The organism is Kitasatospora sp. NPDC002040 (assembly GCF_040296785.1).
Classification (GTDB): Bacteria; Actinomycetota; Actinomycetes; order Streptomycetales; family Streptomycetaceae; genus Kitasatospora.
In genome coordinates this window covers 1-24,252 of record NZ_JBEOXV010000016.1, presented here as the reverse complement: position 1 = coordinate 24,252, position 24,252 = coordinate 1, and the positions used below count along the sequence as shown (strand labels likewise).

General features: G+C 73.1%; 24 protein-coding genes. 16 read left to right on the top strand and 8 right to left on the bottom strand.

The annotated features are described in order from the left end of the window. Nucleotides 1-101 precede the first annotated feature (101 nt). The gene (locus tag ABT118_RS26700) at nucleotides 102-1,013 is read left to right on the top strand and encodes a glutaminase (RefSeq protein WP_350674026.1); all 912 of its coding nucleotides are present in this window, start codon (nucleotides 102-104) and stop codon (nucleotides 1,011-1,013) included. 16 nt (nucleotides 1,014-1,029) lie between these two features. Here the strand turns inward: ABT118_RS26700 and ABT118_RS26695 are convergent, their stop codons facing one another. Together ABT118_RS26695 and ABT118_RS26690 are read right to left on the bottom strand one after the other, a co-directional pair. Then, nucleotides 1,030-1,755 carry a GNAT family N-acetyltransferase gene (locus ABT118_RS26695; RefSeq protein WP_350674022.1) on the bottom strand — a complete coding sequence of 242 codons (726 nt, stop codon included), beginning with the start codon at nucleotides 1,753-1,755 and terminating at the stop codon, nucleotides 1,030-1,032. A gap of 75 nt (nucleotides 1,756-1,830) precedes the next feature. After that, nucleotides 1,831-2,109 carry an HPr family phosphocarrier protein gene (locus ABT118_RS26690; protein WP_350674019.1) on the bottom strand — a complete coding sequence of 93 codons (279 nt, stop codon included), beginning with the start codon at nucleotides 2,107-2,109 and terminating at the stop codon, nucleotides 1,831-1,833. 226 nt (nucleotides 2,110-2,335) lie between these two features. Between ABT118_RS26690 and ABT118_RS26685 the strand changes: the two genes are divergently transcribed. The 4 genes from ABT118_RS26685 to ABT118_RS26670 all read left to right on the top strand — a co-directional run bounded on the left by ABT118_RS26685 (nucleotide 2,336) and on the right by ABT118_RS26670 (nucleotide 7,665). Further along, nucleotides 2,336-5,113, top strand: coding sequence for a bifunctional acetate--CoA ligase family protein/GNAT family N-acetyltransferase (locus ABT118_RS26685; RefSeq protein WP_350674015.1), 2,778 nt, complete (start codon nucleotides 2,336-2,338; stop codon nucleotides 5,111-5,113). Nucleotides 5,114-5,206: 93 nt separating this feature from the next. Continuing rightward, nucleotides 5,207-5,797 carry a DUF5998 family protein gene (locus ABT118_RS26680; protein WP_184913544.1) on the top strand — a complete coding sequence of 197 codons (591 nt, stop codon included), beginning with the start codon at nucleotides 5,207-5,209 and terminating at the stop codon, nucleotides 5,795-5,797. Between the two features lie 9 nt (nucleotides 5,798-5,806). Next, on the top strand, nucleotides 5,807-6,976 hold the full coding sequence (locus ABT118_RS26675; RefSeq protein ID WP_350674009.1) for an alkaline phosphatase family protein: 1,170 nt from the start codon (nucleotides 5,807-5,809) through the stop codon (nucleotides 6,974-6,976). Nucleotides 6,977-7,011: 35 nt separating this feature from the next. Beyond that, nucleotides 7,012-7,665, top strand: coding sequence for a thymidine kinase (locus tag ABT118_RS26670; protein WP_350674007.1), 654 nt, complete (start codon nucleotides 7,012-7,014; stop codon nucleotides 7,663-7,665). Nucleotides 7,666-7,669: 4 nt separating this feature from the next. Here ABT118_RS26670 and ABT118_RS26665 read toward each other — a convergent pair whose 3' ends face one another. After that, complete coding sequence (locus tag ABT118_RS26665) at nucleotides 7,670-8,383, bottom strand: VOC family protein (protein ID WP_350674002.1); 714 nt, start codon at nucleotides 8,381-8,383, stop codon at nucleotides 7,670-7,672. Between the two features lie 128 nt (nucleotides 8,384-8,511). On the opposite strand from ABT118_RS26665, the gene ABT118_RS26660 reads away from it, so the two are divergent. Next, nucleotides 8,512-9,354, top strand: a complete 843-nt coding sequence (locus ABT118_RS26660; RefSeq protein WP_350674000.1) for a sulfurtransferase — start codon at nucleotides 8,512-8,514, stop codon at nucleotides 9,352-9,354. A gap of 53 nt (nucleotides 9,355-9,407) precedes the next feature. On the opposite strand, the gene sepH is transcribed toward ABT118_RS26660, so the two are convergent. After that, complete coding sequence (sepH, locus tag ABT118_RS26655; RefSeq protein WP_350673996.1) at nucleotides 9,408-10,475, bottom strand: septation protein SepH; 1,068 nt, start codon at nucleotides 10,473-10,475, stop codon at nucleotides 9,408-9,410. Between the two features lie 439 nt (nucleotides 10,476-10,914). Between sepH and ABT118_RS26650 the strand changes: the two genes are divergently transcribed. Next, the gene (locus ABT118_RS26650; protein ID WP_350673993.1) at nucleotides 10,915-11,709 is read left to right on the top strand and encodes a hypothetical protein; all 795 of its coding nucleotides are present in this window, start codon (nucleotides 10,915-10,917) and stop codon (nucleotides 11,707-11,709) included. Nucleotides 11,710-11,716: 7 nt separating this feature from the next. On the opposite strand, the gene ABT118_RS26645 is transcribed toward ABT118_RS26650, so the two are convergent. Together ABT118_RS26645 and ABT118_RS26640 are read right to left on the bottom strand one after the other, a co-directional pair. Next, nucleotides 11,717-13,033: a D-arabinono-1,4-lactone oxidase gene (locus ABT118_RS26645; RefSeq protein WP_350673991.1), complete on the bottom strand. Its 1,317-nt coding sequence runs from the start codon at nucleotides 13,031-13,033 to the stop codon at nucleotides 11,717-11,719. A 146-nt stretch (nucleotides 13,034-13,179) separates the two neighbouring features. Further along, nucleotides 13,180-14,409 (bottom strand): MFS transporter, encoded by a 1,230-nt coding sequence (locus ABT118_RS26640; RefSeq protein WP_350673988.1) that lies wholly within the window; start codon nucleotides 14,407-14,409, stop codon nucleotides 13,180-13,182. Between the two features lie 125 nt (nucleotides 14,410-14,534). On the opposite strand from ABT118_RS26640, the gene ABT118_RS26635 reads away from it, so the two are divergent. Further along, a complete protein-coding gene (locus ABT118_RS26635; RefSeq protein WP_350673984.1) occupies nucleotides 14,535-15,689 on the top strand; it encodes a ferrochelatase in 1,155 nt (384 codons plus the stop codon). Nucleotides 15,690-15,720: 31 nt separating this feature from the next. Then, nucleotides 15,721-16,497, top strand: a complete 777-nt coding sequence (locus tag ABT118_RS26630; protein ID WP_350673979.1) for an inositol monophosphatase family protein — start codon at nucleotides 15,721-15,723, stop codon at nucleotides 16,495-16,497. A gap of 72 nt (nucleotides 16,498-16,569) precedes the next feature. Here ABT118_RS26630 and ABT118_RS26625 read toward each other — a convergent pair whose 3' ends face one another. Beyond that, nucleotides 16,570-16,755 (bottom strand): hypothetical protein, encoded by a 186-nt coding sequence (locus tag ABT118_RS26625; RefSeq protein WP_350673975.1) that lies wholly within the window; start codon nucleotides 16,753-16,755, stop codon nucleotides 16,570-16,572. A gap of 462 nt (nucleotides 16,756-17,217) precedes the next feature. On the opposite strand from ABT118_RS26625, the gene ABT118_RS26620 reads away from it, so the two are divergent. From ABT118_RS26620 to ABT118_RS26605, 4 genes are all read left to right on the top strand, one after another. Further along, nucleotides 17,218-17,871: a response regulator transcription factor gene (locus tag ABT118_RS26620; RefSeq protein ID WP_350673972.1), complete on the top strand. Its 654-nt coding sequence runs from the start codon at nucleotides 17,218-17,220 to the stop codon at nucleotides 17,869-17,871. Between the two features lie 52 nt (nucleotides 17,872-17,923). Continuing rightward, nucleotides 17,924-19,222 carry a sensor histidine kinase gene (locus tag ABT118_RS26615; RefSeq protein WP_350673970.1) on the top strand — a complete coding sequence of 433 codons (1,299 nt, stop codon included), beginning with the start codon at nucleotides 17,924-17,926 and terminating at the stop codon, nucleotides 19,220-19,222. A gap of 258 nt (nucleotides 19,223-19,480) precedes the next feature. Further along, on the top strand, nucleotides 19,481-20,482 hold the full coding sequence (locus ABT118_RS26610) for an acyl-ACP desaturase (RefSeq protein ID WP_502884673.1): 1,002 nt from the start codon (nucleotides 19,481-19,483) through the stop codon (nucleotides 20,480-20,482). Between the two features lie 454 nt (nucleotides 20,483-20,936). Continuing rightward, nucleotides 20,937-21,236: a DUF4193 domain-containing protein gene (locus ABT118_RS26605; protein ID WP_350673967.1), complete on the top strand. Its 300-nt coding sequence runs from the start codon at nucleotides 20,937-20,939 to the stop codon at nucleotides 21,234-21,236. 229 nt (nucleotides 21,237-21,465) lie between these two features. On the opposite strand, the gene ABT118_RS26600 is transcribed toward ABT118_RS26605, so the two are convergent. Then, on the bottom strand, nucleotides 21,466-21,912 hold the full coding sequence (locus ABT118_RS26600; RefSeq protein WP_350673964.1) for a DUF3093 domain-containing protein: 447 nt from the start codon (nucleotides 21,910-21,912) through the stop codon (nucleotides 21,466-21,468). Nucleotides 21,913-22,076: 164 nt separating this feature from the next. Here ABT118_RS26600 and ABT118_RS26595 point away from each other — a divergent pair, with 164 nt between their 5' ends. From ABT118_RS26595 to ABT118_RS26585, 3 genes are read left to right on the top strand one after another with little or no spacing between them, the layout of a single operon-like run. Then, nucleotides 22,077-22,649, top strand: a complete 573-nt coding sequence (locus ABT118_RS26595) for a PaaI family thioesterase (RefSeq protein WP_350674353.1) — start codon at nucleotides 22,077-22,079, stop codon at nucleotides 22,647-22,649. Then, a complete protein-coding gene (gene dut, locus ABT118_RS26590; RefSeq protein ID WP_350673960.1) occupies nucleotides 22,646-23,134 on the top strand; it encodes a dUTP diphosphatase in 489 nt (162 codons plus the stop codon). The genes ABT118_RS26595 and dut overlap by 4 nt, the downstream gene beginning before the upstream one ends. A 57-nt stretch (nucleotides 23,135-23,191) precedes the next feature. After that, nucleotides 23,192-23,995: a DUF3710 domain-containing protein gene (locus tag ABT118_RS26585; RefSeq protein WP_350673956.1), complete on the top strand. Its 804-nt coding sequence runs from the start codon at nucleotides 23,192-23,194 to the stop codon at nucleotides 23,993-23,995. Nucleotides 23,996-24,252: the final 257 nt, after the last annotated feature.

Genomic DNA, 24,252 nt, shown 5'->3' with positions numbered 1-24,252 from the left:
GACGTCCCGGACATCAGGTCGGACCATCCGATCGGATGGATTGGCTAAAGTCGAAATGTCCGATTCTCCGTCAGGCTGCCCCGCCTGGGCAGAATGGCCGCGTGGACTACCAGCAGCTTCTGCACGACGTGATGGACACCGCCCTGCGCGCGCCCGAGCGCGGCCGGCCCGCCGACTACATCCCGGCGTTGGCGGCCGTGGACGGGGCGGCATTCGGGATGGCGATCGCGACGGTGGAGGGGGAGGTGTACGGGGCGGGGGACTGGGAGACGCCGTTCTCGGTGCAGAGCGTGTCGAAGCTGTTCACGCTTGCCCTGGCGCTCGCGGAGGGCGGGGACGAGTTGTGGAAGCGGGTGGGGCGGGAGCCCTCGGGGAATCCGTTCAACTCCTTGGTGCAGCTGGAGACCGAGCACGGGATCCCGCGCAATCCGTTCATCAACGCGGGGGCGCTGGTGGTGACGGACCGTCTGCTGGAGCTGACGGGGGACGCGGTGGGGGCGGTGCGGGACTTCTTGCGGGCGGAGTCGGGGAACGACCTGATCGAGGTGGACGACGCGGTGGCGTCCTCGGAGGCGCGGCACGGGCACCGGAACGCGGCGCTGGCCCACTTCATCGCCAGCTACGGCAATCTCCGCAACCCGGTCGACAGCGTGCTGGCGCACTACTACGCGCACTGCGCGATCGCGGCGAGCGCGCGGGACCTGGCGCTGGTGGGACGGTTCCTGGCCTCGCACGGGGTGCGGGCGGACGGCTCGCGGCTGCTGACCCGTAGTGAGGCGAAGCGGGTGAACGCGGTGCTGCTCACCTGCGGGACGTACGACGCGGCGGGGGAGTTCGCGTTCCGGGTCGGGCTGCCGGGCAAGAGCGGGGTCGGCGGCGGGATCCTGGCCGTGCTGCCGGGGCGGGGCGCGGTCTGCGTCTGGAGCCCGGGGCTGGACCAGGCCGGGAACTCGGTGCTGGGCGTGGCCGCCCTGGACGCGCTGACCACCGCCACCGGGTGGTCCGTGTTCTGAGCGGGGTGGGCCGGGGTCAGACCGCGCAGGCGGCGATCTCGCGCCACGCCAGCCCGAGCCGGCGGTAGAGCCGGATCGCGGCGGTGTTCCAGGAGTCGACCAGCAGGGCGGCCCGCCCGCTGCGCCGCAGCTGGGTGTCGAGCACCAGCCGGCAGGCGGCCTCCGCGTGGCCCCGGCCCCGGCCGAGCCCGGGGTGGGCGGCGACGCCCGCCAGCAGGCCGACCTCGGGGGAGCTCCAGGCGTCGGCGGCGATCGCGGTGAGCCGGCCGGCCTCGTCCCGGACGCCGGCCCAGGCGGTGGCGCCGGGGCGTGCGGGGTGGGCGTACGAGGTGGCGAAGTGCTGGTCCAGCAGGGTGGCGGCCTCGGGCAGTTCGGCCGGGGTGAGCCAGGCGGCCGCGGACGGGGGCCCCGGCGTCAGGGCGGCGGTCTCCATCCAGCCGAAGCTGCCGAGGTACCGGTGGCCGAGCTGCGGGGCGAGCGGGGCCAGCAGTGCCTGGTCGCCGATCGGGCGGTGGCCGGGGCCGGTCAGGTCGAGGACGGCCCGGACCAGCGGCACGGCGTCGGCCAGCGGGCCCCGGACGGCGATCCGGTCCCGGCCGGAGAGCGCGGGCGAGGCGACCGCGACGGCACCGCCGTGCGTGAAGGCGGAGACGCCGCCGCGCAGCCCCTGGGCGGCCCAGAGCAGCAGGGCGTCGTCCTCGGCGGCGGTCCGCAGGTCCTCGGCGGTGTGCAGTTCGATCACGGTGCGGAAGTCTGGCAGAGCATGGCGAAGGGGCGGCACCGGAGGTCTCCGGTGCCGCCCCTTCGGGCCGGGTGATCAGGCGGCGGGGAGCTCGTCCAGGCCTTCCTGGACCAGCTTCGCCAGGCGGTCCAGCGCCGCGTCGGCGCCGTCGGCGTCCGAGCTGAGGACGACCGGGTCGCCGCCCTGGGCGCCGAGGCCCAGCAGCGCGAGCATGGAGGCGGCGTTGACCGGGTTGCCGCCCTCCTTGGCGATGGTGACGGGCACGCCGACGGCGGTCGCCGCGCGGACGAAGACCGAGGCGGGACGGGCGTGCAGGCCCTCGGGCCAACCGATGGTGACGCGGCGCTCAGCCATGAGACGTGCCTTTCAGGTGGTGCTGTGGAGCTATGTTGTCTAGACCATTGTGGCACGCAAACAGCGAGGTCGCGCCGCCACGGGACTTCTTGGTGGCCAAGGTCCCACCCTGCCCCGCCGACCGGCCTCCCGCCACGCGGCTCGCCGCTGACCTGCGGCGCAAGGACCCCGTATTGCCCACCGCGCGCCCGGGTCCGCCCGGCTCCGCAGCGTCTAATCTGACGCTGTGGAAGACTCCGGCCCCGGCGCGCCGCACACCGACGAGCACAGCTACCCCCAGCACTGGGAGGCCGACGTCCTGCTCCGGGACGGCGGCACGGCCCGGATCCGGCCGATCACCGAGGCCGACGCGGAGCGGCTGGTCGAGTTCTACGAACAGGTCTCGGACCAGTCCAAGTACTTCCGCTTCTTCGCGCCCTACCCCCGGCTCTCCGACAAGGACGTCCGCCGGTTCACCCACCACGACTACGTGAACCGGGTCGGCCTGGCCGTGGTGGTCCGGGACCGCTTCATCGCCACCGTCCGGTACGACCGGATCGACCGGGACGGCCGCCCCTCGGCCACCGGCACCGACGCCGAGGTGGCGTTCCTGGTGCAGGACGCCCACCAGGGCCGGGGCGTGGCCTCCGCCCTGCTGGAGCACATCGCCGCGGTCGCCCAGGAGCGCGGCATCCGCCGGTTCACCGCCGAGGTGCTGCCGGAGAACCGCAAGATGGTGAAGGTCTTCACCGACGCGGGCTACACCCAGCAGCGCTCCTTCGCCGACGGCGTGGTGCACCTGGAGTTCGACCTCGAGCCGACCGACTCCTCGCTGGCCGTCATGCGGGCCCGCGAGCACCGCGCCGAGGCGCGCAGCGTGCAGCGCCTGCTGACACCCCGTTCGGTCGCGGTGATCGGCGTCTCGCGCGGCCCGCAGTCGGTCGGCCGGGCGCTGCTGCGCAACCTGCGCGGCTTCGACGGCGAGGTGTACGCGGTGAACCGCAACGCCCCGCCCGGCACCGACATCGACGGCGTGCCCACCCACCGCTCGGTACTGGAGATCCCGGGCCCGGTCGACCTGGCGGTGGTCGCGGTGCCCGCCACCGCCGTCCCCGGGGCGGTCGCGGACTGCGGTGCGCACGGGGTGCAGGGCCTGGTGGTGGTCACCGCCGGGTACGCCGAGACCGGCCCGGAGGGGCGGGACCGCCAGCGCGCGCTGGTGCGGCAGGCCAGGGCGGCCGGGATGCGGGTGATCGGCCCGAACGCCTTCGGCCTGCTGAACACCGACCCGGAGCACCCGCTGAACGCCTCGCTCGCCCCGGTGCTGCCCGAGCGCGGCCCGTTCGGCCTGTTCTGCCAGTCCGGCGCGATCGGGGTGGCGCTGCTGGAGGCCGCGCACCGCCGGGGCCTGGGCGTGTCCTCGTTCGCCTCGGTCGGCAACCGGGCCGACGTCTCCGGCAACGACTGGCTGCAGTACTGGGAGGAGGACCCGGCGACCAAGGTGGTGCTGCTCTACCTGGAGTCCTTCGGCAACCCGCGCAAGTTCACCCGGATCGCCCGCCGGCTGGCCGCGGGCAAGCCGGTGGTGGTGATCAAGGGGGCCCGGCACACCGGCAGCCTGCCGCCGGGCCACGCCGTCCAGCCCGCCGCCAGCCGGCTGCGCGACGCCACCGTGGACGCGCTGTTCCAGCAGGCCGGGGTGCTGCGGGTGGGGACCATCACCGAGCTGTACGACGTCGGCGAGCTGCTGGCCCACCAGCCGCTGCCGGCGGGGGACCGGGTGGCCGTGGTCGGCAACTCCGACTCGCTCGGGCTGCTCACCCACGACGCGCTGCTGAGCGCCGGGCTGCACCCGCGCTCCCCGGTCGACCTGACCACCGGCGCCACCGGCGAGAACTTCCGGATCGCGCTCGACACCGCGCTCACCGACCCGGCGATCGACTCGGTGATCGCGGTGGCGATCCCGCCGATCGCGGCCCAGGGCCCGACCCCCGACCTGGGCGCGGACGAGCCCGAGTTCGCCGACGCCCTGCTCGAAGCATCCGGCCGGGCAAGGGAGTTGGGCAAGCCGCTGCTGCTCGCCCATCTGGCGCTGACCGAGCTGCCGGAGCGGCTGCGGGCGGGCGGCATCCCGGCCTACCCGGCGCCGGAGCGGGCCGTGCACGCGCTGGCCCAGGCGGTCCGGTACGCGGACTGGCGGCGCCGCACCGCCGAGGCGGAGCAGACCGCCCGGGTGCCCGAGCTCGGCCGGATCGCCGAGACCGAGGCCCGCGCCCTGGTGGAGGCCGCCCTGCAGACCCGCACCGCCGTCGCGGCCAGGACCCAGCCCGGCGGCGCGCGGATCACCCTGCCCGAGGCGGAGACCGCGGCGCTGCTCGGGCACTACGGCATCGACGTGCAGGCCGTGCTGCCCGCCCCCGACGAGGAGAGTGCGCTGCGGGCGGCCGCCGCCCTCGGCTACCCCGTCGCGCTCAAGGCCACCGCAGAGCACCTGCGGCACCGCCCGGACCTGGGCAGCGTCCGGCTGGACCTGACCGGTGAGCCCGGACTGCGGCGGGCCTTCCGGGAGTTGGACGCGCTGCTGGGCGGTGCGGCCAGGGCCGCGCTGGTGGTGCAACGGCTGGCCCCGCGCGGGGTGGACACGGTGATCGGCGCCACGGTCGACCCGGCGGTCGGCGCGATCCTCTCCTTCGGCCTGGCCGGCGCCCCGGCCGAGCTGCTCGGCGACGTCGCGCACCGCCTGGTTCCGGCCACCGACCAGGACGTGGCCGCGCTGATCCGGGAGGTGCGGGCGGCGCCGCTGCTGTTCGGCTGGCGCGGTGCGGCACCGGTGGACACGGCCGCGCTGGAGGAGCTGCTGCTGCGGGTCTCCCGCCTGGTGGACGACCTGCCGGAGGTGGCCTCGGTGGACCTGGAGCCGGTGGTGGTGGCCCCGAACGGCCTTGCGGTGCTGGGTGCCCGCGTGCGAATCGCCCCGCTCCCGGTCCGCAGCGACCTGGGGCCGCGCGCCATGAGCACCCTGTAACCTTCCTTGGTTGCGTCCGACCGCGGACGCCCTCGGGCAGAAGCTCGGCGCAGTGCCACCCGCTTCGTCCGCGGGACATGCCAGGATGGAGCTATGGCGAAGACCGGTACCACGACCACGCAGGACCTGCGCTCGGCGATCGAGCGCAGTGGCTACTACCCGGCGCTGGTGTCCGAGGCCGTGGAGTCGGCGGTGGGCTCCGAGCCGATCGTCTCCTACCTGGTCCACCAGGAGACCACCTTCGACGCCAACGAGGTCCGCCGGCACGTCACCGTGCTGGTGCTGACCTCCTCCCGCTTCGTGGTCAGCCACACCGACGAGCAGAACGGCGACGCCGCGACCCCGGTCCCGTACGCGACCACCTCGACCGAGTGCGTCCGGCTGGACCGGATCGGCTCCGTGGTGCTCAGCCGGATGGTGGCCAACCCGGAGACGTACACCCCCGGCACGCTGCCGCGCGAGGTGGTGCTCACGATCGGGTGGGGTGCGGTGCAGCGGATCGACCTGGAGCCGGCCGGCTGCTCCGACCCGAACTGCGAGGCCGACCACGGCTACACCGGTTCGGCCACCGCCGACGACCTGTCGCTGCGGGTCAGCGAGGCCGGCGACGGCCCGGAGACGGTGGCCCAGTCACTGGTCTTCGCCCGCGCGCTGTCCGAGGCGACCATCGCCAACCGGGGCTGACGGGCCCCCATGACGACGCACCTCGGGTACGACGCGTTCGAGATCCTCGACCCCCTGGACGCCCCCGCGCCGCAGTACGGCACCGGTTCGCTGGCGGACCTGCTGCCCGCGGTGGCGGCCGGGCTCGGCGTGTCCGGGTTCGAGAGCGGGCTGGCGCTGGCCCCGGCCGACCGGGTCTGCGTCTTCCTGGTGGACGGGCTGGGCTGGGAGCTGATCAAGCGCCACCCCGACTACGCCCCGTTCCTCAACTCGCTGATCAACGGCGGCGGCCGCTCGATCACCGCCGGGTTCCCGTCCACCACCGCGACCTCGCTGGCCTCGGTCGGCACCGGTCTGCCGCCGGGCCTGCACGGCCTGGCCGGCTACACCGTGGCGGTGCCGGGGCGGAACCAGCTGATGAACCAGCTGCGCTGGCAGCCGCCGGTGCCGCCGCGGGAGTGGCAGCCGTACCCGACCGTGTTCGAGCGGGTGCACGCCGCCGGGGTGGCGACCGCGCAGGTCTCCTCCCCGCTGTTCGCGCAGACCCCGCTGACCCAGGTGGCGCTCTCCGGCGGCTCCTTCCTCGGCCGCACCACGGGCGAGGAGCGGATGGACCTGGCCGCGCAGTGGCTGGCCGAGCACGACCGGGCCCTGGTCTACACGTACGTCAGCGAACTCGACGGCGCCGGGCACCGGTTCGGGGTCGACTCGGACGAGTGGCGGATGATGCTGGACAAGGTGGACCGGCTGGCCAAGCGGCTGGCCGAGCAGCTCCCGCCGCGTTCGGCGCTGTACGTCACCGCCGACCACGGCATGATCGACATCACCCCCGAGGACCGGGTCGACTTCGACGAGGACTGGGAGCTGAGCGCGGGCGTGGCCCTGCTCGGCGGCGAGGGCCGGGCCCGGCACGTGTACGCGGTGCCCGGCGCGGCCGCGGACGTCTTCACGGTCTGGAGCGAGGTGCTGGGCGACCGGATGTGGGTCGCCACCCGGGACCAGGCGATAGCGGCGGGCTGGTTCGGCCCGGCGGTGGACGAGCGGGTGTACCAGCGGATCGGCGACGTGGTCGCGGCCGCCCGCGACGACATCGCGGTGATCGCCTCGCGGAACGAGCCCGGCGAGTCCTCGATGATCGGGCTGCACGGCTCGATGACCGCGGTGGAGCAGCTGGTGCCGCTGCTCGAAGTCCGTGCCTGAACCTGACGACCGATCGAAAGGCCTCCGCTCCACCCATGGCTGAACTGGTGTTCTTCTCGGGCACGATGGACTGCGGCAAGTCGACGCTCGCGCTCCAACTCGACCACAACCACGCCGCCCGCGGCCGCCGGGGCATCATCTTCTCCCGGCACGACCGGGCCGGGGCCTCCACCATCTCCAGCCGCCTCGGCCTGCAGGCCGAGGCGGTCGAGGTGGCCGACGGCTTCGACTTCCACGCGCACGTGGTGCAGCTGCTCTCGGCCGGCGGCCGGGTGGACTACCTGATCTGCGACGAGGCCAACTTCTACACCTCCGAGCAGGTCGACCAGCTGGCCCGGGTGGTGGACGAACTCTCCATCGACGCCTTCACGTTCGGCATCACCACCGACTTCCGCACCAAGCTCTTCCCCGGCTCGCAGCGGCTGATCGAGCTGGCCGACCGGGTCGAGGTGCTCCAGGTCGAGGCGCTCTGCTGGTGCGGCGCCCGGGCCACCCACAACGCCCGCACCGTCGGCGGCGTGATGGTGGTCGAGGGCGCCCAGGTCGTGGTCGGCGACATCGCCAAGAACGAGGGCGAGGTCGGCTACGAGGTGCTCTGCCGCCGCCACCACCGCCGCCGCCTCACCGCCGCCACCGCCCGCGCCTCGGTGCTCTCCCCGGACGTGCTGCCCTTCGGCGAACGGGCCTAGAGGCCTAGAGCCCGACCGGCTGGGGCGCGACCACGGAGAACCGGCCGCCCTGCGGATCGGTCAGCCGGGCCACCCGGCCCCGGTCGGTGTCGTGCGGCGCCAGCAGGACCCGCCCACCCAGCCGGACGGTCTGATCGGCCGTCAGATCCGGGTCGGAGACGGTGAAGTGGACCCGCCAGCGCGGCGGCCCGTCCCGCAGGTCGCCCGGACGGACGGTGCGCTCGGGGTGCCCGCCGAAGACCGCGTCGTAGAAGACCCCGGCACTGCGGTCGGGGGTCAGCAGCTCGGCCCAGGCCGGTGCCCCGGGGACGTCGACCAGCTCCCAGCCCGGGTGCTCCTCGCCCTGCCAGAGCCCGAACACCGCACCGGAGACGTCCGCCGCGATCGCCAGCCGACCCGCGTGCTCGGCCTGCAGCGGCCCGACCGCCACCGTGCCGCCGCACTCGCGGACCCGCTGCGCCACGTCGTCGGCCCGGTCCACCGCGAAGTACGTGGTCCACTCGACCGGGTAGCCGGTGCCGGGCGGGGTCACCCCGAGCCCGGCCACCTTCGCACCGTTCAGGGTGGCCCGGACGTACGCCCCGAGCTGGCTCGGCCCCGGCTCGAACTCCCAGCCCAGCAGGGCACGGTAGAACTCCTTCGCTCCCTCCAGGTCGTCCGTCATCAGGCTCACCCAGCAGGGCGTGCCCTGGGCCAGTCGGGCCTTCACCGCAGTCATGGCGGACCTCCTCGGGAGCGCGTCGCAGGAGAATGCTTCCACCGCCGACGGCGTGTCGTCCCGCCCTGGCCCGGCGAGCCGGGCAAAGACCGTACAAAGAGCGGAGTCGCCCGGTGAAGAGGTGAAGAATGGCCGGTATGACCTCACCTCTGATCACGGTCGACGAACTGGCCGCCGCCCTCGCCGCCGACCGGCCCCCGGTGCTCCTTGACATCCGCTGGCAGCTGGGCGGCCCGCCCGGCGCCGAGGCGTACGCGGACGGACACCTGCCTGGTGCCCACTACCTGGACCTGGACCGGGAGTTGGCCGCCCCGCCCGGCGCGGCCGGCCGGCACCCGCTGCCCGACCCCGAGGTGCTCGGCGCGGCGCTGCGCCGGGCGGGCGTCCGGGCCGACCGGCCCGTGGTGGTGTACGACGCGGGCCCGGCCACCTCGGCGGCCCGGGCCTGGTGGCTGCTGCGCTGGGCCGGGCACGAGGACGTCCGGGTGCTGGACGGCGGCCTGGCGGCCTGGCGCGCTGCCGGCCGGCCGGAGTCGGCCGGGCAATCGGCCGCCGAGCCGGGCGACTTCAAGCCGGAGCCCGGCGCGCTGCCAACGGTCGACGCCGCCGGTGCGGCCGAACTGGCCGTCGCGGGGCTGCTGTTGGACGCCCGGGCGGGGGAGCGCTACCGGGGTGAGGTGGAGCCGGTCGACCCGCGGGCCGGGCACATCCCCGGCGCGGTCAGCGCGCCGACCACGGAGAACCTGGCCGCCGACGGACGGTTCCTGCCCCCGGCCGCGCTGGCCGAGCGGTTCCGCGCGCTTGGCGTGGACGGGGCCTCGGAGGTCGCGGTCTACTGCGGCTCGGGGGTGACGGCGGCGCACCAGCTGCTGGCGCTGACCGTGGCGGGGCACCCGGGTCTGGCGCTCTACCCGGGCTCGTGGAGCGAGTGGTCCGCCGACCCGGCGAACCCGGTGGCGACCGGCGCCTGAGAACGGCTGAGGGCGGGTCGACCCGACCCGCCCTCACCGATCCGTCCGCCTGCCTACTCCTGCTTCTTGCGCCTGCTGCCGAAGACGATCTCGTCCCAACTCGGCACCGTGGCCCGCCGCCCGGGCCGGACCCCGTCCGCCTCGGCCTGCCGGTCGGTGGTGCCGACCAGCCGCTCGCGGTGCGGTGAGACCGCCCGCGGCATCAGGATGTCCGCGTACGCCGAGCCGGCTCCGACGCTGGCCGCCGGGGCGGCCTGCTCCTCGACCTCTTCCGGCTCCTCGGCGATCACCGGCTCCACCACGGGGACGGAGAGGTCGCCGCGGTAGGCGGGCACCACGTCGAGCAGGCTGGTGAGCGAGTCCCGGTTCTCGGCCGTGGCCTCCCGGACCTCGCGCGCCTCCCGGGCCATGATCCGGTCGGGCAGCGCGGGCCGCTCGATCATCGGGCGGGCCGGCCGGTCCTGGGGGAGCCGGGCGATCCGCGGGATGAACGGGAAGACCTGCTCCTCCTCGCGCTCGACGTTCTCGCCGATCAGCGCGCGGGCCTCGTCGTCGTTCGGCTGGACCAGGCGGCGGGGCGGGTCGTACGTCCAGCTCGCGGTACGGGTCTCGCCGTCCGCGCGGTAGGAGAGGAAGACCTCCCAGGTGCCGTCGTCCCGGCGCCAGGAGTCCCAGTTCTCGGCGTCCTTCTCGGCACCGCGCAGCGCCAGCCGCTCCGCGACCGCCTCGCCGAGCTGGGGGCCGGTGGACTCGCCGTGCCGACGGATCGCGGTCTTGCGGGCCCGCTCGGCCATGAAGGCGCGCTCGGCCAGCACCGGACCCTCGAAGCGACGGACCCGGTCCACCGAGATGCCCGCGGCCTGCGCGACCTCCTCAGCGGAGGCACCGGCTCGTATCCGGGCCTGGATGTCACGGGGGCGGAGGTGGCTCTCGACCTCGATCTCGATCTGGCCGAGGCGCGGACGGTCACCCCTGATCGCGGCGCGGAGGCGCTCGTCGATGGGGAGGGTGTACTCCGTGCTGTCGGCAGCCTTGAGCACCAGCCGTGTGCCGTCGTTGCTGACGGCCACGACGCGCAGTTCGGGCACGGTTACCTCCCGGGTGGTGCCTGCCGACGTCACCTGCGTCGCTGCTCCCGTACTGAGTGTGGCCTGCCCACTCGCGACTGGCCACAACCTTGCAGAGTTACTCGGCGTGTCGGACTTTCGTCCGCCCCCGCCGTTGTGGCACGGTTGCCTGTTTGCCACGTCGTCGGTCGACGCTGCGCCCGGGATGCCCCGGCCGCCGTCTGATGGACAGTCGGCACTGATGACCGAAGGCTCAGGCTCCACGAACAGTACTCCATTCGTGGCATCCGGAGGGGCGGCTCGCCGCTCAAGTCTCCCGCGATTCACGGGAATCTCAAGGGTGGGCACTCCAATGGCCGACGGTCGATCAGCGCGCGGTGATCATCTTCACATATATCGACCGCCGAGAACCAGATTTTCGCCCGTTGTGTCCTTCTTTGTGCAAGATGGAGGGACTTTTCCCCTGACAAGCCGTACCGACCGAGGGATGTTGATGCCCCAGCAGCGCGCACCGCAGACCGTCGCCGAGCAGTCCGCCGACGAACCGAAACGGATCGATCTGAGCGTTGCTCAGGTGGCGGCGAGCGCCCTGGCGACCATCGTCGGCGCACTGCTCGCCTCCGAACTCGGGGTCTACGGCACGATCATCGGCGCGGCCGTGGTCAGCATCGGCGCCACCACCGGCGGGGCGGTCTTCCAGCACCTGTTCCGGCGCGGCGGCCAGCAGCTGCGGCAGGCGGTCGACCGGGTCGGCACCGGTAAGCAGCCGACGGTGCCGGACGCCCTGCCCGAGAGCACCGAGCTGTCCTCGGAGTGGAACGAGCCGCAGACCGTCCGGGCCAAGCGGCGCTGGACCTGGAAGACCTACCTGGCCGTCTCCGGTCTGGTCTTCGCGCTGGCGATGGGGCCGATCCTGGCGTTCGAGCTGGCCACCGGCCAGCCGGTGTCGGCCACCGTCAAGGGCGAGAGCGGAACGGGCACTTCCCTGGGCGGCACGGTGGAGAAGCCGCCGGCCGGCACCCCCTCCACCACCCCCTCGGACGACGGGCAGCCCTCGTCGCCGAGCGGGTCACCGTCCGGCAGTCCGAGCCCGACGCCCTCCGGCACCCCGAGCGGTTCGCCCTCCGGTTCGCCGAGCGGCAGCCCGAGCGCGAGCCCGTCCCCCTCGCCGGGCGGGTCGCCCTCCGGCACCCCGTCGGGGACCCCGGGCAGCACCCCGTCCGGCAGCCCCGCCGCCGGCGGCAGCTCCGGCGACGCGGCGACGCCCGGTGGCACGCCGTCGCCCTGACGGACGGTCAGTCGCCGAGCACCCGGCGCAGGTAGTCGTTGGCGAACAGCCGGCCCGGGTCCACTTTGTCGCGCAGCGCCGTGAAGTCCCCGAAGTGCGGGTAGACCGAGGCCAGGTACTCCGCGTCCCTGGTGTGCAGCTTCCCCCAGTGCGGGCGGCCCTGGTGAGCGGTCATCAGCTTCTCCACCTCGGTGAAGTAGCCCTGCTCGGCGGTGCCCCGGTAGAGGTGGACGGCGATGTAGACGCTGTCCCGGCCGTTCGCGGTGGAGAGCCAGAGGTCGTCGGCGGGGGCCACCCGCACCTCCACCGGGAAGCTGATCCGCCAACCGGAGCGCTCCACCAGCGTCTTGAGCTCACGCAGCACGGTGGTCGCCGCGGCCCGCGGCACGGCGTACTCCATCTCGATGAAGCGCACCTTGCGCGGGCTGGTGAACACCTTGTACGCGGTGTCGGTGTACGTCCGCTCCGACCAGGCCCGGCTGGCCAGCTGGGCGATGGTCGGGATGGCGGCGGGGAACCGGCGGCCGACCTTGCAGGCGCCCTCCCAGACCGTGTTGGAGAGGAAGTCGTCGTCCAGCCAGGACCTGAACCCCGGCAGCGGCGCGGCCGGGCCCTGGCTGCGGTTGTTCCGCTTCACCGAGCAGCGGTCGGTGTGCGGGAACCAGTAGAACTCGAAGTGCTCGTTCACCGCGGCCAGGTCGTCGAACGCGGCCAGTACCTCCTCGAAGCCCATCGGCCGCTCGTGGGCCGTGAGCAGGAAGGCCGGCTCCACCCCGAAGGTCAGCGCGGTCACCACGCCCAGCGCACCCAGCCCGAGCCGGGCGCCCTGGAACAGTTCGGCGTTCTCGGTGGGGGAGCACTGCTGCACGGTGCCGTCGGCGAGCACGATCTCGACCGCCCGGATCTGCGCGGCCAGCGAGCCGGAGTCGCGGCCGGTGCCGTGGGTGCCGGTGCTGGTCGCCCCGGCCACCGTCTGCACCTCGATGTCGCCCATGTTCGTCAGCGCCAGACCGGCCGCCGCCAGCAGCCGGTTCAGCCGCGACAGCGGCAGCCCGGACTCCACCGTCACGGTGCCGGCCTCGCGGTCCAGCTCCCGCACCGCCGTCAGCCCGTCGGGCCGGACCAGCACCCCGTCACCGGCGGAGGCTATCGACGTGAACGAGTGCCCCGAGCCCACCGCCTTCACCGTCCGCCCCTGCCCGGCCGCCTCCCGCAGCACCTCGGCGAGCTCCGCCGCCGAGCTCGGCGCCACCACCCGGCTGGGCCGGGCGCTCTGGTTGCCGGCCCAGTTCTGCCAGCCGACCGATGTGCTGCCCTGCGGCATGGGGGTGCCTCCTGCTCCGTACGTACCGGTGAGTAGGGGGGAGCGTAGCCACTGAACGGCCCGGAAAACAGGGCAGGCGCCCCGCCGTCTGCGGCCGGGGGCCCGGGGAACTCCCGGCAGAGGTCACCGGTGCGCAGCCGGAAGCGTCAGACGTGCACCGGCTCGGACCCGGTCAGCCCGGCCCGGAGCCGCGGCAGCCCGGCGACCGCGACCACCATCCCGAACGCCGCCGCGACCACCGGCACCCAGTACCCGGCCGGCGCGCCCCCCGCGTCGACCACCAGCCCCGCCGCCGAGGACCCGAGCGCCACCCCGAGGGCCAGCCCGGTGGTGGTCCAGGTCATCCCCTCGGTCAGCTTGGCGGCCGGGATCAGCCGCTCGACCAGCGCCATCGCGGTGATCAGGGTCGGTGAGATGGAGAACCCGGCGACGAACAGCGCCGCACTGATCGCGACGAGCCCGCCGACCCCGTGCACCAGCTCGCCGACCAGCAGCAGCGGCACCATGCTGGCCGCCATCAGCGCGGCCCCGACCGGGAACCGCGTCGCCATCGAACCCTTGAGCTTGAGCGTCCCGAAGATCACTCCGGCCAGGCAGGAGCCGAGCGCGTACACGGCCAGCACCAGACCGGTCCAGCTCTTGTGCCCCTGCTCCGCGGCGAACGCCAGCGTGACCACCTCGACCGAACCGAAGACCGCTCCGGTCGCCACGAAGGTGACCACCAGGACCTGCAGCCCGCCCGACAGGATGGCCGGTCCGCCGGTGTGGTGCTCGGCCGGGTGCACCGGCGGCTCGGTCCGCCGCTGGGCGGTGAACAGCAGCACGCCGACGGTCAGGAACACGCCGGCGAGCATGATCCCGGCCTCCGGGAAGACGCTGGTGGCCAGGGTGATCGAGAGGATCGGGCCGATGATGAAGCAGATCTCGTCCACCACCGCCTCGAACGAGTACGCGGTGTGCAGCTTCGGCGGCTCGGAGTTGTAGAGGTGCGCCCAGCGGGCCCGGACCATCGACCCGGTGCTGGGCATCACGCCCATGCCGAAGGCGCAGACGAACAGGGTCCAGGTCGGCGCGCCGGAGCGGGCGCAGAGCAGCAGCCCGACCGCCGCCGCCACGGTGACCGCGGTCGCGGGCAGGGTCACCCGGCGCTGTCCGTGCCGGTCCACCAGCCAGGAGACCGCGGGGCCGAGCACCGCCGCCGCGCCCGCCATGGTGCCCGACACCCAGGCGGCCAGACCGTAGGAGCCCCGGAGCTGGGAGAGCATGGTCACGATGCCGATGCCCGTCATCGAGATCGGCATCCGGGCTATGAAGCCGGCGAGGGAGAAGGCCAGGCTGCCGGGGGCGGCGAAGATCTGGCGGTAGCTGGAGAGCAAGGGGGCTCCGCTGGGTGCTGGTAAGGAACGTCGGTCGCATACACAGCTTACGTACTCCGGCAACGGGGTTTCCGCACCCCGGACTTGACCCGGAGTCCGGTGCCGCAGGTGGCAGGATCGGAGCCATGTCCGACTCGCACACCCTCATCCACACTGCCGCCTCTGCGGACCCGGCGCCCTTCGACGCCCTCCTGCTGCTCTCCTTCGGCGGGCCGGAGGCCCCCGAGGACGTGGTGCCGTTCCTGGAGAACGTCACCCGGGGCCGGGGCATCCCGAAGGAACGGCTGGCCGAGGTCGGCAAGCACTACTTCCTGTTCGGCGGGGTCAGCCCGATCAACGAGCAGAACCGCGAACTGCTCGCCGCCCTGCGCAAGGACTTCGCCGGCCACGGCCTGGACCTGCCGGTCTACTGGGGCAACCGGAACTGGGCGCCGTACCTGACCGACACGCTGCGCGAGATCGCCGCCGACGGCCACCGCCGGGTGCTGGTGCTGGCCACCAGCGCGTACGCCGGGTACTCGGGCTGCCGGCAGTACCGGGAGAACCTCGCCGACGCGCTCGCCACGCTGGCCGAGGAGGGACGGCCGACCCTGGAGGTGGCCAAGCTCCGGCACTTCTACAACCACCCCGGTTTCGTCGGCCCGATGACCGACGCCACCCTGGCCGCGCTCGCCGAGCTGCCCGCCGGGGTGCGCGACGGCGCGCAGCTCGCCTTCACTACCCACTCCATCCCGGACGCCATGGCCGAGACCTCCGGCGCCCCCGACGACCCGGCCCGGGGCACCCCCGGCGGTGCGTACGTCGCCCAGCACCTGGAGGTGGCGAGGCTGGTCGCCGAGGCCGTCGCCACCGCCACCGGCGTGGCCGACCGCCCCTGGGAGCTGGTGTTCCAGAGCCGCAGCGGCGCCCCGCACATCCCGTGGCTGGAGCCGGACATCTGCGACCACCTGGAGTCGCTGAAGCAGGCCGGGGCCCCGGCCGCGGTGATGGTGCCGATCGGCTTCGTGTCCGACCACATGGAGGTCAAGTACGACCTCGACACCGAGGCGACCGCCAAGGCCGCCGAACTCGGCCTCCCGGTCAGCCGGGCCGCCACCGTCGGCGCCGACCCCCGGTTCACCGCGGCCGTCCGGGAGCTGGTGCTGGAGCGCGCCGCCGTCGAGCGCGGGGCGGCCGTCGAGCGCTGCGCGCTGGGGGCGCTCGGCCCCAGCCACGACGTCTGCGCCGTGGCCTGCTGCCCCAACCCGCGCACCCCCCGGCCGGCCGCCGCCCAGCTCTGACACCCCGCCACCCCTGCCGGAAGGAATCCCCGTGCCCGACCCCGCCCTGCTCGACGAACTGCTCGACGTCGCCCTGGAGGCCGCCGGCCGGGCCGGCGCCCTGCTCCGCGACGGCCGCCCCGCCGACCTCGGCGTGGCCGCCACCAAGAGCAGCCCGGTCGACGTGGTCACCGAGATGGACCTCGCCTCCGAGAAGCTGGTGCTGGAGTTGATCAGCACCCGCCGCCCGCAGGACGGCTACCTCGGCGAGGAGGGCGCCGACCGCCCCGGCACCAGCGGCGTCCGCTGGGTGGTCGACCCGCTCGACGGCACCGTCAACTACCTGTACGGGCTGCCCTCCTGGGGTGTCAGCGTGGCCGCCGAGCTGGACGGCGAGGCGGTGGTCGGCGTGGTCGCCGTCCCCGCCAGGGGCGAGCTGTTCCACGCGGTGCTCGGGCGCGGCGCGTACCTGGACGGGGCACCGATCCGCTGCCGTCCGGCGCCGCCCTGGGGGCAGGCGCTGGTCGGCACCGGCTTCAACTACGTCCAGTCGGCCCGGGTCCGGCAGGCGGAGGTACTGCTCGCGCTGATGCCCGAGGTCCGCGACATCCGCCGCGCGGGCGCCGCCGCGGTCGACTTCTGCGACGTCGCGGCCGGCCGGCTGGACGCCTTCTACGAACGCGGCCTGCAGCCCTGGGACCGGGCGGCCGGCGTCCTGATCGCCGCCGAGGCCGGCGCCCTGACGGGCGGCGACGACGGCCTCACCTACACCGCCCCGCCCGGCACCTTCGAGCGGCTGGAGGACCGCCTGCGGACCCTCGGCGCCTGAGCCGGGCGGGGCAGTGCAGAAGCCCTGGCACACGGGGAGTGCCAGGGCTTGGTGGTGCGTCCTGCGGGTGGATCAGGCGGCGGCGCGGTGCATCTCGCGCACCGGGTCGATGCCGTGGTCGGCGGCGAGCCTGCGGAGGTCGTCCAGTTCGGACTGCTCGACCTCGGCGAGGAACTCGTCACCGGACTCGAGAGCGCGGTGCAGGTCTGCTTCGGCGTTCCGTATGCGCTGAATGATGCCGGCGGTGAAGGCGTCCATTCTGGCCCCCTTGCTGTGTCGGACGGGCACGGTCCGGCGTTCCCCGGTCCGGGCTCCGGCGCCAACGGAAATGCCCCAGCCGGTGGTGCTCTCCCCGGCTGGTGCGTGGCGGCCTGGGGCCGTCCGTGGACTCCGATACCCGTGCCGGTGCGGATGAACGCACGGCGGGTGGTGACTGCGATCGGCGCTTCGGCCCGATCGCCGGTGTGAACCTGTCCTCCCCACCCCTGTGGGCGGGAAACCTGACTCACCGAGAAAGTTGCCCGCGTCACAGTCCGTTCACGGAACCATCGCCCGTTCGAGGCACCGCTTACCGCTGCTTTACCGGTCCACCAGGCAGGATATGAGTACCGTCGGACTGGGGTGCCCGACCTCGGCCGCCCCCTGTTCCGTGCCCGCGCGCCCCACGGCCCGCACGGGTGAGCACCACGGTGGGCCGCAGCTGGAGAAGGGACAACCACCGTGCGGGTTCTCGTCGTGGAGGACGAGCAGCTGCTCGCCGAAGCCGTCGCCACCGGCCTGCGCCGCGAGGCCATGGCCGTCGACGTGGTCTACGACGGCGAAGCCGCGCTGCAACGGATCTCGGTCAACGACTACGACGTGGTGGTGCTGGACCGCGACCTCCCGCTGGTGCACGGCGACGACGTCTGCCGCAGCATCGTGGAGCAGGGCCTGGCCACCCGGGTGATCATGCTGACCGCCTCCGGCGACATCAGCGACCGGGTCGAGGGCCTGGAGATCGGCGCCGACGACTACCTGCCCAAGCCGTTCGCGTTCAGCGAGCTGGTGGCCCGGGTCCGGGCGCTCGGCCGCCGCGCGACCGTGCCGCTGCCGCCGGTGCTGGAGCGCGCCGGGATCTCGCTCGACCCGGGCCGCCGCGAGGTGCTCCGGGACGAGAAGCCGGTCCAGCTGGCACCCAAGGAGTTCGCCGTGCTGGAGGTCCTGATGCGGGCCGGCGGTGCGGTGGTCTCGGCCGAGCAGCTGCTGGAGAAGGCCTGGGACGAGCACACCGACCCGTTCACCAACGTGGTCCGGGTCACCGTGATGACCCTGCGCCGCAAGCTCGGCGACCCCGCCGTGATCGTCACCGTGCCGGGCTCCGGCTACCGGATCTGATCTGCCCCGGCACTCAGCACCCCGTACCTGGACCGCACCCGAGAGGACTGCCATGACCACCCCGCCCCCCGCCGGCGGGGCCTCCGGCGCGCCCGCCGGCGCCCCGGTGCCGCCGCGCCCCAGCCGGCCCCCAGCCCTGCCCACGGCCCAGCCGACGCCCCAAGTGGTGCGCGGGGAGGGCCTGTTCAGCTGGCTCCCGCTCCGCCCGACCATCCGGATCAGGCTCACCCTGCTGTACGGCGGGATGTTCCTGATGGCCGGGGTGCTGCTGCTGATGCTGATGTACTTCTTCGTCCGGCAGGCGTTCTACGACATCTCGCTGCCGCCGCTGAAGCTCGGCAACGACGTGGCGATCCGGACCGAGGACGGCACCACGATCACCGCGGCCAACTTCGAGCAGTGGCTCCGCCACTTCCAGAGCGTCCAGGCCGAGGCCGCGCTGACCACCCTGCTGCGCAAGTCGCTGACGATGCTGGTCTGCCTCGCGGTGATCGCCTTCATCCTCGGGTACGCCCTGGCGGGCCGGGTGCTGCGCCCGCTCAACCGGATCACCAGGACCGCGCGCGAGGTGGCCGGCTCCGACCTGCACCGGCGGATCGACATGGACGGCCCCGACGACGAGCTCAAGGAGTTGGCCGACACCTTCGACGAGATGCTGGAACGCCTGGACCGGGCCTTCGACTCCCAGCGCCGCTTCGTCGCCAACGCCTCGCACGAGCTGCGCACCCCGCTGGCGATCAACCGGACGCTGCTGGAGGTCCAGCTCTCCGACCCGGGCGCCTCGGCCGACCTGCAGCAGCTCGGCAAGACCCTGCTGGCCACCAACGAACGCAGCGAGCAGCTGGTCGAGGGCCTGCTGCTGCTGGCCCGCAGCGACAACGAACTCACCGACCGCCGCCCGGTCGAGCTCTCCGAGGTGGCGCTGCGCGCGATCGAGCAGATCCGCCCGGAGGCGGCGGGCCGCGAGATCGAGCTGAGGTCCGAGCTGCACCCGGCCCCGGTGAGCGGCAACGGCGTGCTGCTGGAGCGGATCGCGCTCAACCTGCTGCAGAACGCGGCCCGGTACAACACGCCCGGCGGCTGGGCCGAGATCACCACCGCCCCGGCGCCCGGCGGAGGCGGCGAGCTGGTGGTCAGCAACACCGGACCGGTGGTGCCCGGGTACGAGCTGGAGCACATCTTCGAACCGTTCCGCCGGGTGAAGGGTGCGGACCGCACCCGGAGCGACAAGGGGGTCGGCCTCGGCCTCTCCATCGTCCGCTCGGTGGTCCGGGCGCACGGCGGTGCCATCGAGGCCACCGCGCGGGCCGGCGGCGGCCTCACCATCCGGGTCCGCATCCCCGGGTCCTAGGGCCCGCCCGCCGGGCCGCTGCCGGTCCTTCCGGCCCCGTTTCGCCCGTATTTCGCTCCGTGCGCAGAGCATCCCGCTCCGTCCCCGAGCCGCTCCCGCCAGGCCGGTCGCCACGACATAAGCCCTGGCGGGGGCGGCTTGTCTTTTTCCGTCGGGACAACTTACGGTGTCGTAACCTACGGAGCCGTAAGGTTGGCCGTAGCCACCCGGCCAGACGCGACCCCGTCGTCCCTGCCCCGCCCCTTCAGGAGCACCGCCGTGACCATCGCACCCGAGCAGCGCACCGCCGCCGCCCCCACCGCCGCCCCGCTCGCCACCGCCGGCTGGACCGACGCGCGATTGATCATGGCGCTCGAGGAGGTCGTGGAGACCGAGCTGAACCGGCACCTCAAGGTGGCCAAGGAGTGGATGCCGCACGAGTTCGTGCCCTGGAGCCAGGGCCGCGACTTCGACGGCGTGCTCGGCGGCGAGGCCTGGTCGCTGGACCAGTCCAAGGTGACCCCGCTCGGCCGGGTCGCCCTGGTGGTCAACCTGCTGACCGAGGACAACCTCCCCAGCTACCACCACGAGATCGCCACCATGTTCGGCCGCGAGGGCGCCTGGGGCACCTGGGTGCACCGCTGGACGGCCGAGGAGGGCCGGCACGGCATAGCCATTCGCGACTACCTGCTGGCCACCCGCGCCGTCGACCCGGTGGAGCTGGAGCGGGCCCGGATGACGCACATGGCCGAGGGCTTCGAGTCCGACAACGCGCACAGCATGCTGCACTCGGTCGCGTACGTCGCCTTCCAGGAGCTGGCCACCCGGATCTCGCACCGCAACACCGGCCACTTCTCGGGCGACCCGATCTGCGACCAGCTGCTCGCGAAGATCGCCAACGACGAGAACCTGCACATGGTCTTCTACCGGAACCTGCTCAAGGCCGCGCTGGAGATCGCCCCGGACCAGGCCATGCGGGCCATCGCGGACGTGGTGATCGACTTCCGGATGCCCGGCCACGGCATGCCCGGCTTCGAGCGCTCGGCGGCCCAGCTCGCCATCGGCGGCGTCTACAACCTCCGGATCCACCACGACGACGTGCTGCAGCCGGTGCTGCGCCACCTCAAGGTGATGGAGCTGACGGGCCTCGGCCCGGCGGGTCTGCAGGCCCAGCAGGAGCTCGGCGTCTTCCTCGGCGGCCTCGACGCGCAGGCCACCAAGTTCGACGAGCGGCAGGCCGCACTGCTCGCGCGGCGGGCCGCGAACGCCGCGAAGAAGTAGTTCCAGCCGGGTCGATTTTCGGGATTTTGCCCGAAAAGTTCAGTCTGTGAGGAAGCTCACACGAAGTCGCCCGACACGTTCGGATGATCTCTCAGGGTGATCACCGGTTCGGGCTGCCCGGTCGCTCGCGGTGACCGGGCGGCGGCCCGGGCGATTTGTCGACCTGTCGTCAACTCGGCTTCGGGGCTGGCGAGTTGGGTGCCGTTCGATGGCCCGACAGCCACGCACCGTAGTGGTCCGAACGGTCGGTCGGCCGGTCGGGGGCAGCTCTCCGTGAGGCCGTTCGGACCGCGCAGAGGGGTCCTGAAGAGGCCGTTCGAGGATGTCGATTGAGTAACAGGGCTTGAAGTAAGGCAAAATCTCCGCCTCGGGTCGGGCACAAGACCGGCCCCCCATGCGTTACGTGCGCTGGAGATACCGCACACCGCACACACCCAGAGGGGGAGAGCGAACAATGGCAACGGACTACGACACCCCGCGCAAGACCGACGACGATGTCAACGAGGACAGCATCGAGGAGCTCAAGGCTCGTCGGAACGAGAAGAGCACCAGCTCGGTCGACGTCGACGAGTTCGACGCTGCCGAGGGCCTGGAGCTCCCGGGCGCGGACCTTTCCAACGAAGAGCTCTCCGTCCGGGTGCTGCCGCGCCAGGCCGACGAGTTCACCTGCATGAGCTGCTTCCTGGTGCACCACCGCAGCCAGCTCCACGGCGAGAAGAACGGGCAGCCCATCTGCCAGGACTGCGGAGCCTGAGCCCCGGGCGGGAAAGGCCCGGCCCGTCGGTTCCCGTCGGTCCGGCACACCGCCCCGCCCGGCCTTGGGCAGCAAGGCCGGAGGCAGCAGTAGCGGCCACCCCGGCGGCCGCTCCAGCACCACCGCGCGACCGGTCCCACCGATCGCGCAGCAGTACCGGAAACACAGGGACGGTCCCGCGTGCACCTGCGCGGAGCCGTCCCTCCGGCGTTTCCGGCCGGCCGGTTTTTTAGCTGGTCCGGCCCCGGGCCTCGGCCAGTGCGTCGGCCAGCCGCTGCGGCGAGCGGGTCGACAGGTAGACGTACGGCGTCGGGTCGGCCGGGTCGGTGATCTCGACCCGCAGCGCGGTGGGCACGTAGCTGCGCAGCAGCATGAAGGCCCGGGGATCCGCCTTCACGGTCCGCCAGGCCACCGTCTCGGCCGGGTTGAGCACCTCGGCGGTTCCCAGCACATCGGCCGGGATCCGGGCCTGTCCGGCCACCAGGGAGCCCTGCACCACGCGGATCCGGGCCGAGCCGTAGCTGCTCAGCGCGGCGGCCCCGGCGACGATGCCGACCACCAGGCCGCCCAGCGCTCCGACCGCACTGAACCGCAGCATGATCAGCGCCAGCGACAGGCCGAGCGCGACGGGGAGCAGCCACCAGCTGCGGGGGACGGTAAGGCGTTCGTCGTACATGCCCCCATTGTGTGTGCCGCCACGCGGGTGCCGGCCCCCGCCTCCCCGGAAATCGACCGGTGCGCCCCGTACTACTCGCGGGTAAGGTCGCGGCTGTGAACGGACCCGCCGCCTTCCCGCCTGCGCAGCAGGGCTCCGACGAGCCCCCCGCCCGCGCCACCGCCCTGCCGTCGACCACGCCCCCGGCCGACGCCGTACTGCCGCCCCGGGCGCCCGAGGCACCCGCCCCCGGCACCTCGCTGGGCTCGCACTACGACCACTGCTTCGGCTGCGGCCCCCAGCACCCGCAGGGCCTCCAGCTCACCGCCGTGGCGGGCGAAGGGCTCGACGTCACCGCCGAGTTCACCGTCCGCCCCGGCCACCAGGGCGGCCCCGGCCTGGCCCACGGCGGCGTGCTGATGACGGCCATGGACGAGACCCTCGGAACCCTCAACTGGCTGCTGCACATGGCCGCCGTCACCGGCCGGCTGGAGTGCGACTTCGTCCGCCCCGTCCCGGTCGACTCGGTGCTGCACATCCACGCCCGGGTCACCGGCGTGAAGGGCCGCAAGATCTACAGTGCGGCCGAGGGGCGGATCGGCGGACCCGACGGACCCGTGGCGATTCGGGCGCAGGCGCTCTTCATCCAGGTGAAACTGGAACACTTCACCACGCACGGGCGTCCCGAGGACATCAAGAAGGCCTTGGACGACCCGGACCTGTTCAAGCGTGCCCGAGCCTTTGAGGTGAACCCTTGAGTACCACCGCCCGCCCGCCGGTCGACGTCCTGATCACCCGTTTCGATCCGGAGCTGCCGCTGCCGTCGTACGAGCACCCCGGTGACGCCGGAGCCGACCTGCGCACCACCGTCGACGCCGAGCTCGCACCCGGCGAACGCGTCGTGCTGCCGACCGGTGTCGGCATCGCCCTGCCGGACGGCTACGCGGCCTTCGTGCACCCGCGTTCGGGCCTCGCAGCCCGGTGCGGAGTTGCACTGGTGAACGCCCCGGGGACGGTCGATGCCGGGTACCGTGGTGAGATCAAGGTGATTCTGGTAAACCTCGACCCGCGCGAGGGAGTCAGCTTCCGCCGTGGAGACCGAATCGCCCAGCTGGTGATCCAGCAGGTCGAGAAGGCGAGCTTCCACGAGGTGGCGGAACTTCCCGGTTCGGCACGTGCCGAAGGCGGGTTCGGGTCGACCGGAGGTCACGACAGGGTTACCATGCCCGCGCCAGCGCAGTAGCCGAGCAGTAGTCGAGCAGGTATTCGCATCGGTCTTGGACCGGGAAGGACAGTGACCGTGTTCCGTCGCCGCCAGAAGAGCGAGGACGCTGTCGAGCAGCTCGCCGACGACGCCATCAGCGCCGACGAGACGGCCGATGACGTCGAAGGCTCCGCCGACTCCGAGAACGAGAACGCCGCGGACGCCGACCCGGCCGACCGGGTCGGTCTGCCGCCGGCCCCGCGCCCGGACGGCCCGTGGGACGTCTCCGAGCTGGAGAACCCCGAGGAGGGGCGGGTCGACCTCGGCGGTCTCCTGATCCCCGGTGTGGAGGGCATGGAGCTGCGGGTCGAGGTGGCCGGCGACGCGATCGTGGCCGCCACCCTGGTCCTCGGCAACAGCGCCATCCAGCTGCAGGCCTTCGCGGCCCCGAAGTCCGAGGGCATCTGGGGCGAGGTCCGCGAGGAGATCGCCTCGGGCATCACCCAGCAGGGCGGCCTGGTCGACGAGGAGGAGGGCCCGCTGGGCTGGCACCTCCGGGCCCAGGTCCCCGTACAGCTGCCGGACGGCACCCAGGGCGTCCAGCTGGTCCGCTTCGTCGGGTGCGACGGACCGCGCTGGTTCCTCCGCGGTGTGATCTCCGGTCAGGCCGCGGTCCAGCCGGAGATGGCCGGGATCCTGGAGCAGGTCTTCCTGCAGACCGTCGTGGTCCGCGGCGAGACCCCGATGGCCCCGCGCGACCCGATCGTGCTCAAGCTCCCCGAGGACGCGCAGATGGTCGCCGACGGCGGCGCCAGCGTCGTGGACGCCGGCAGCTCCCGCTTCGGCGAGGCCTCGCTGGACCCGTTCGCACGCGGTCCGGAGATCACCGAAGTCCGCTGATCGCCTGCTGATCGCCTCCGTCCGGTACGCCGGACGGAGGCGATTTGCTTGTGGGGCGGCGATGCCCGTACAGTTCCGGAGTCGCACCGAGAGGGGCGAAGAAAAGCGAGTCGGCTGAATGAAACTCCGGAAAACGGAGCGGAAAACGTCTGATAAGCTCGGAACACGAAAGAACGAAGCGCCCGGAGGGTCCGCCTGATAAGCGGCTCGAAGGAAGTGTCCGTTCCTTGAGAACTCAACAGCGTGCCAAAAGTCAA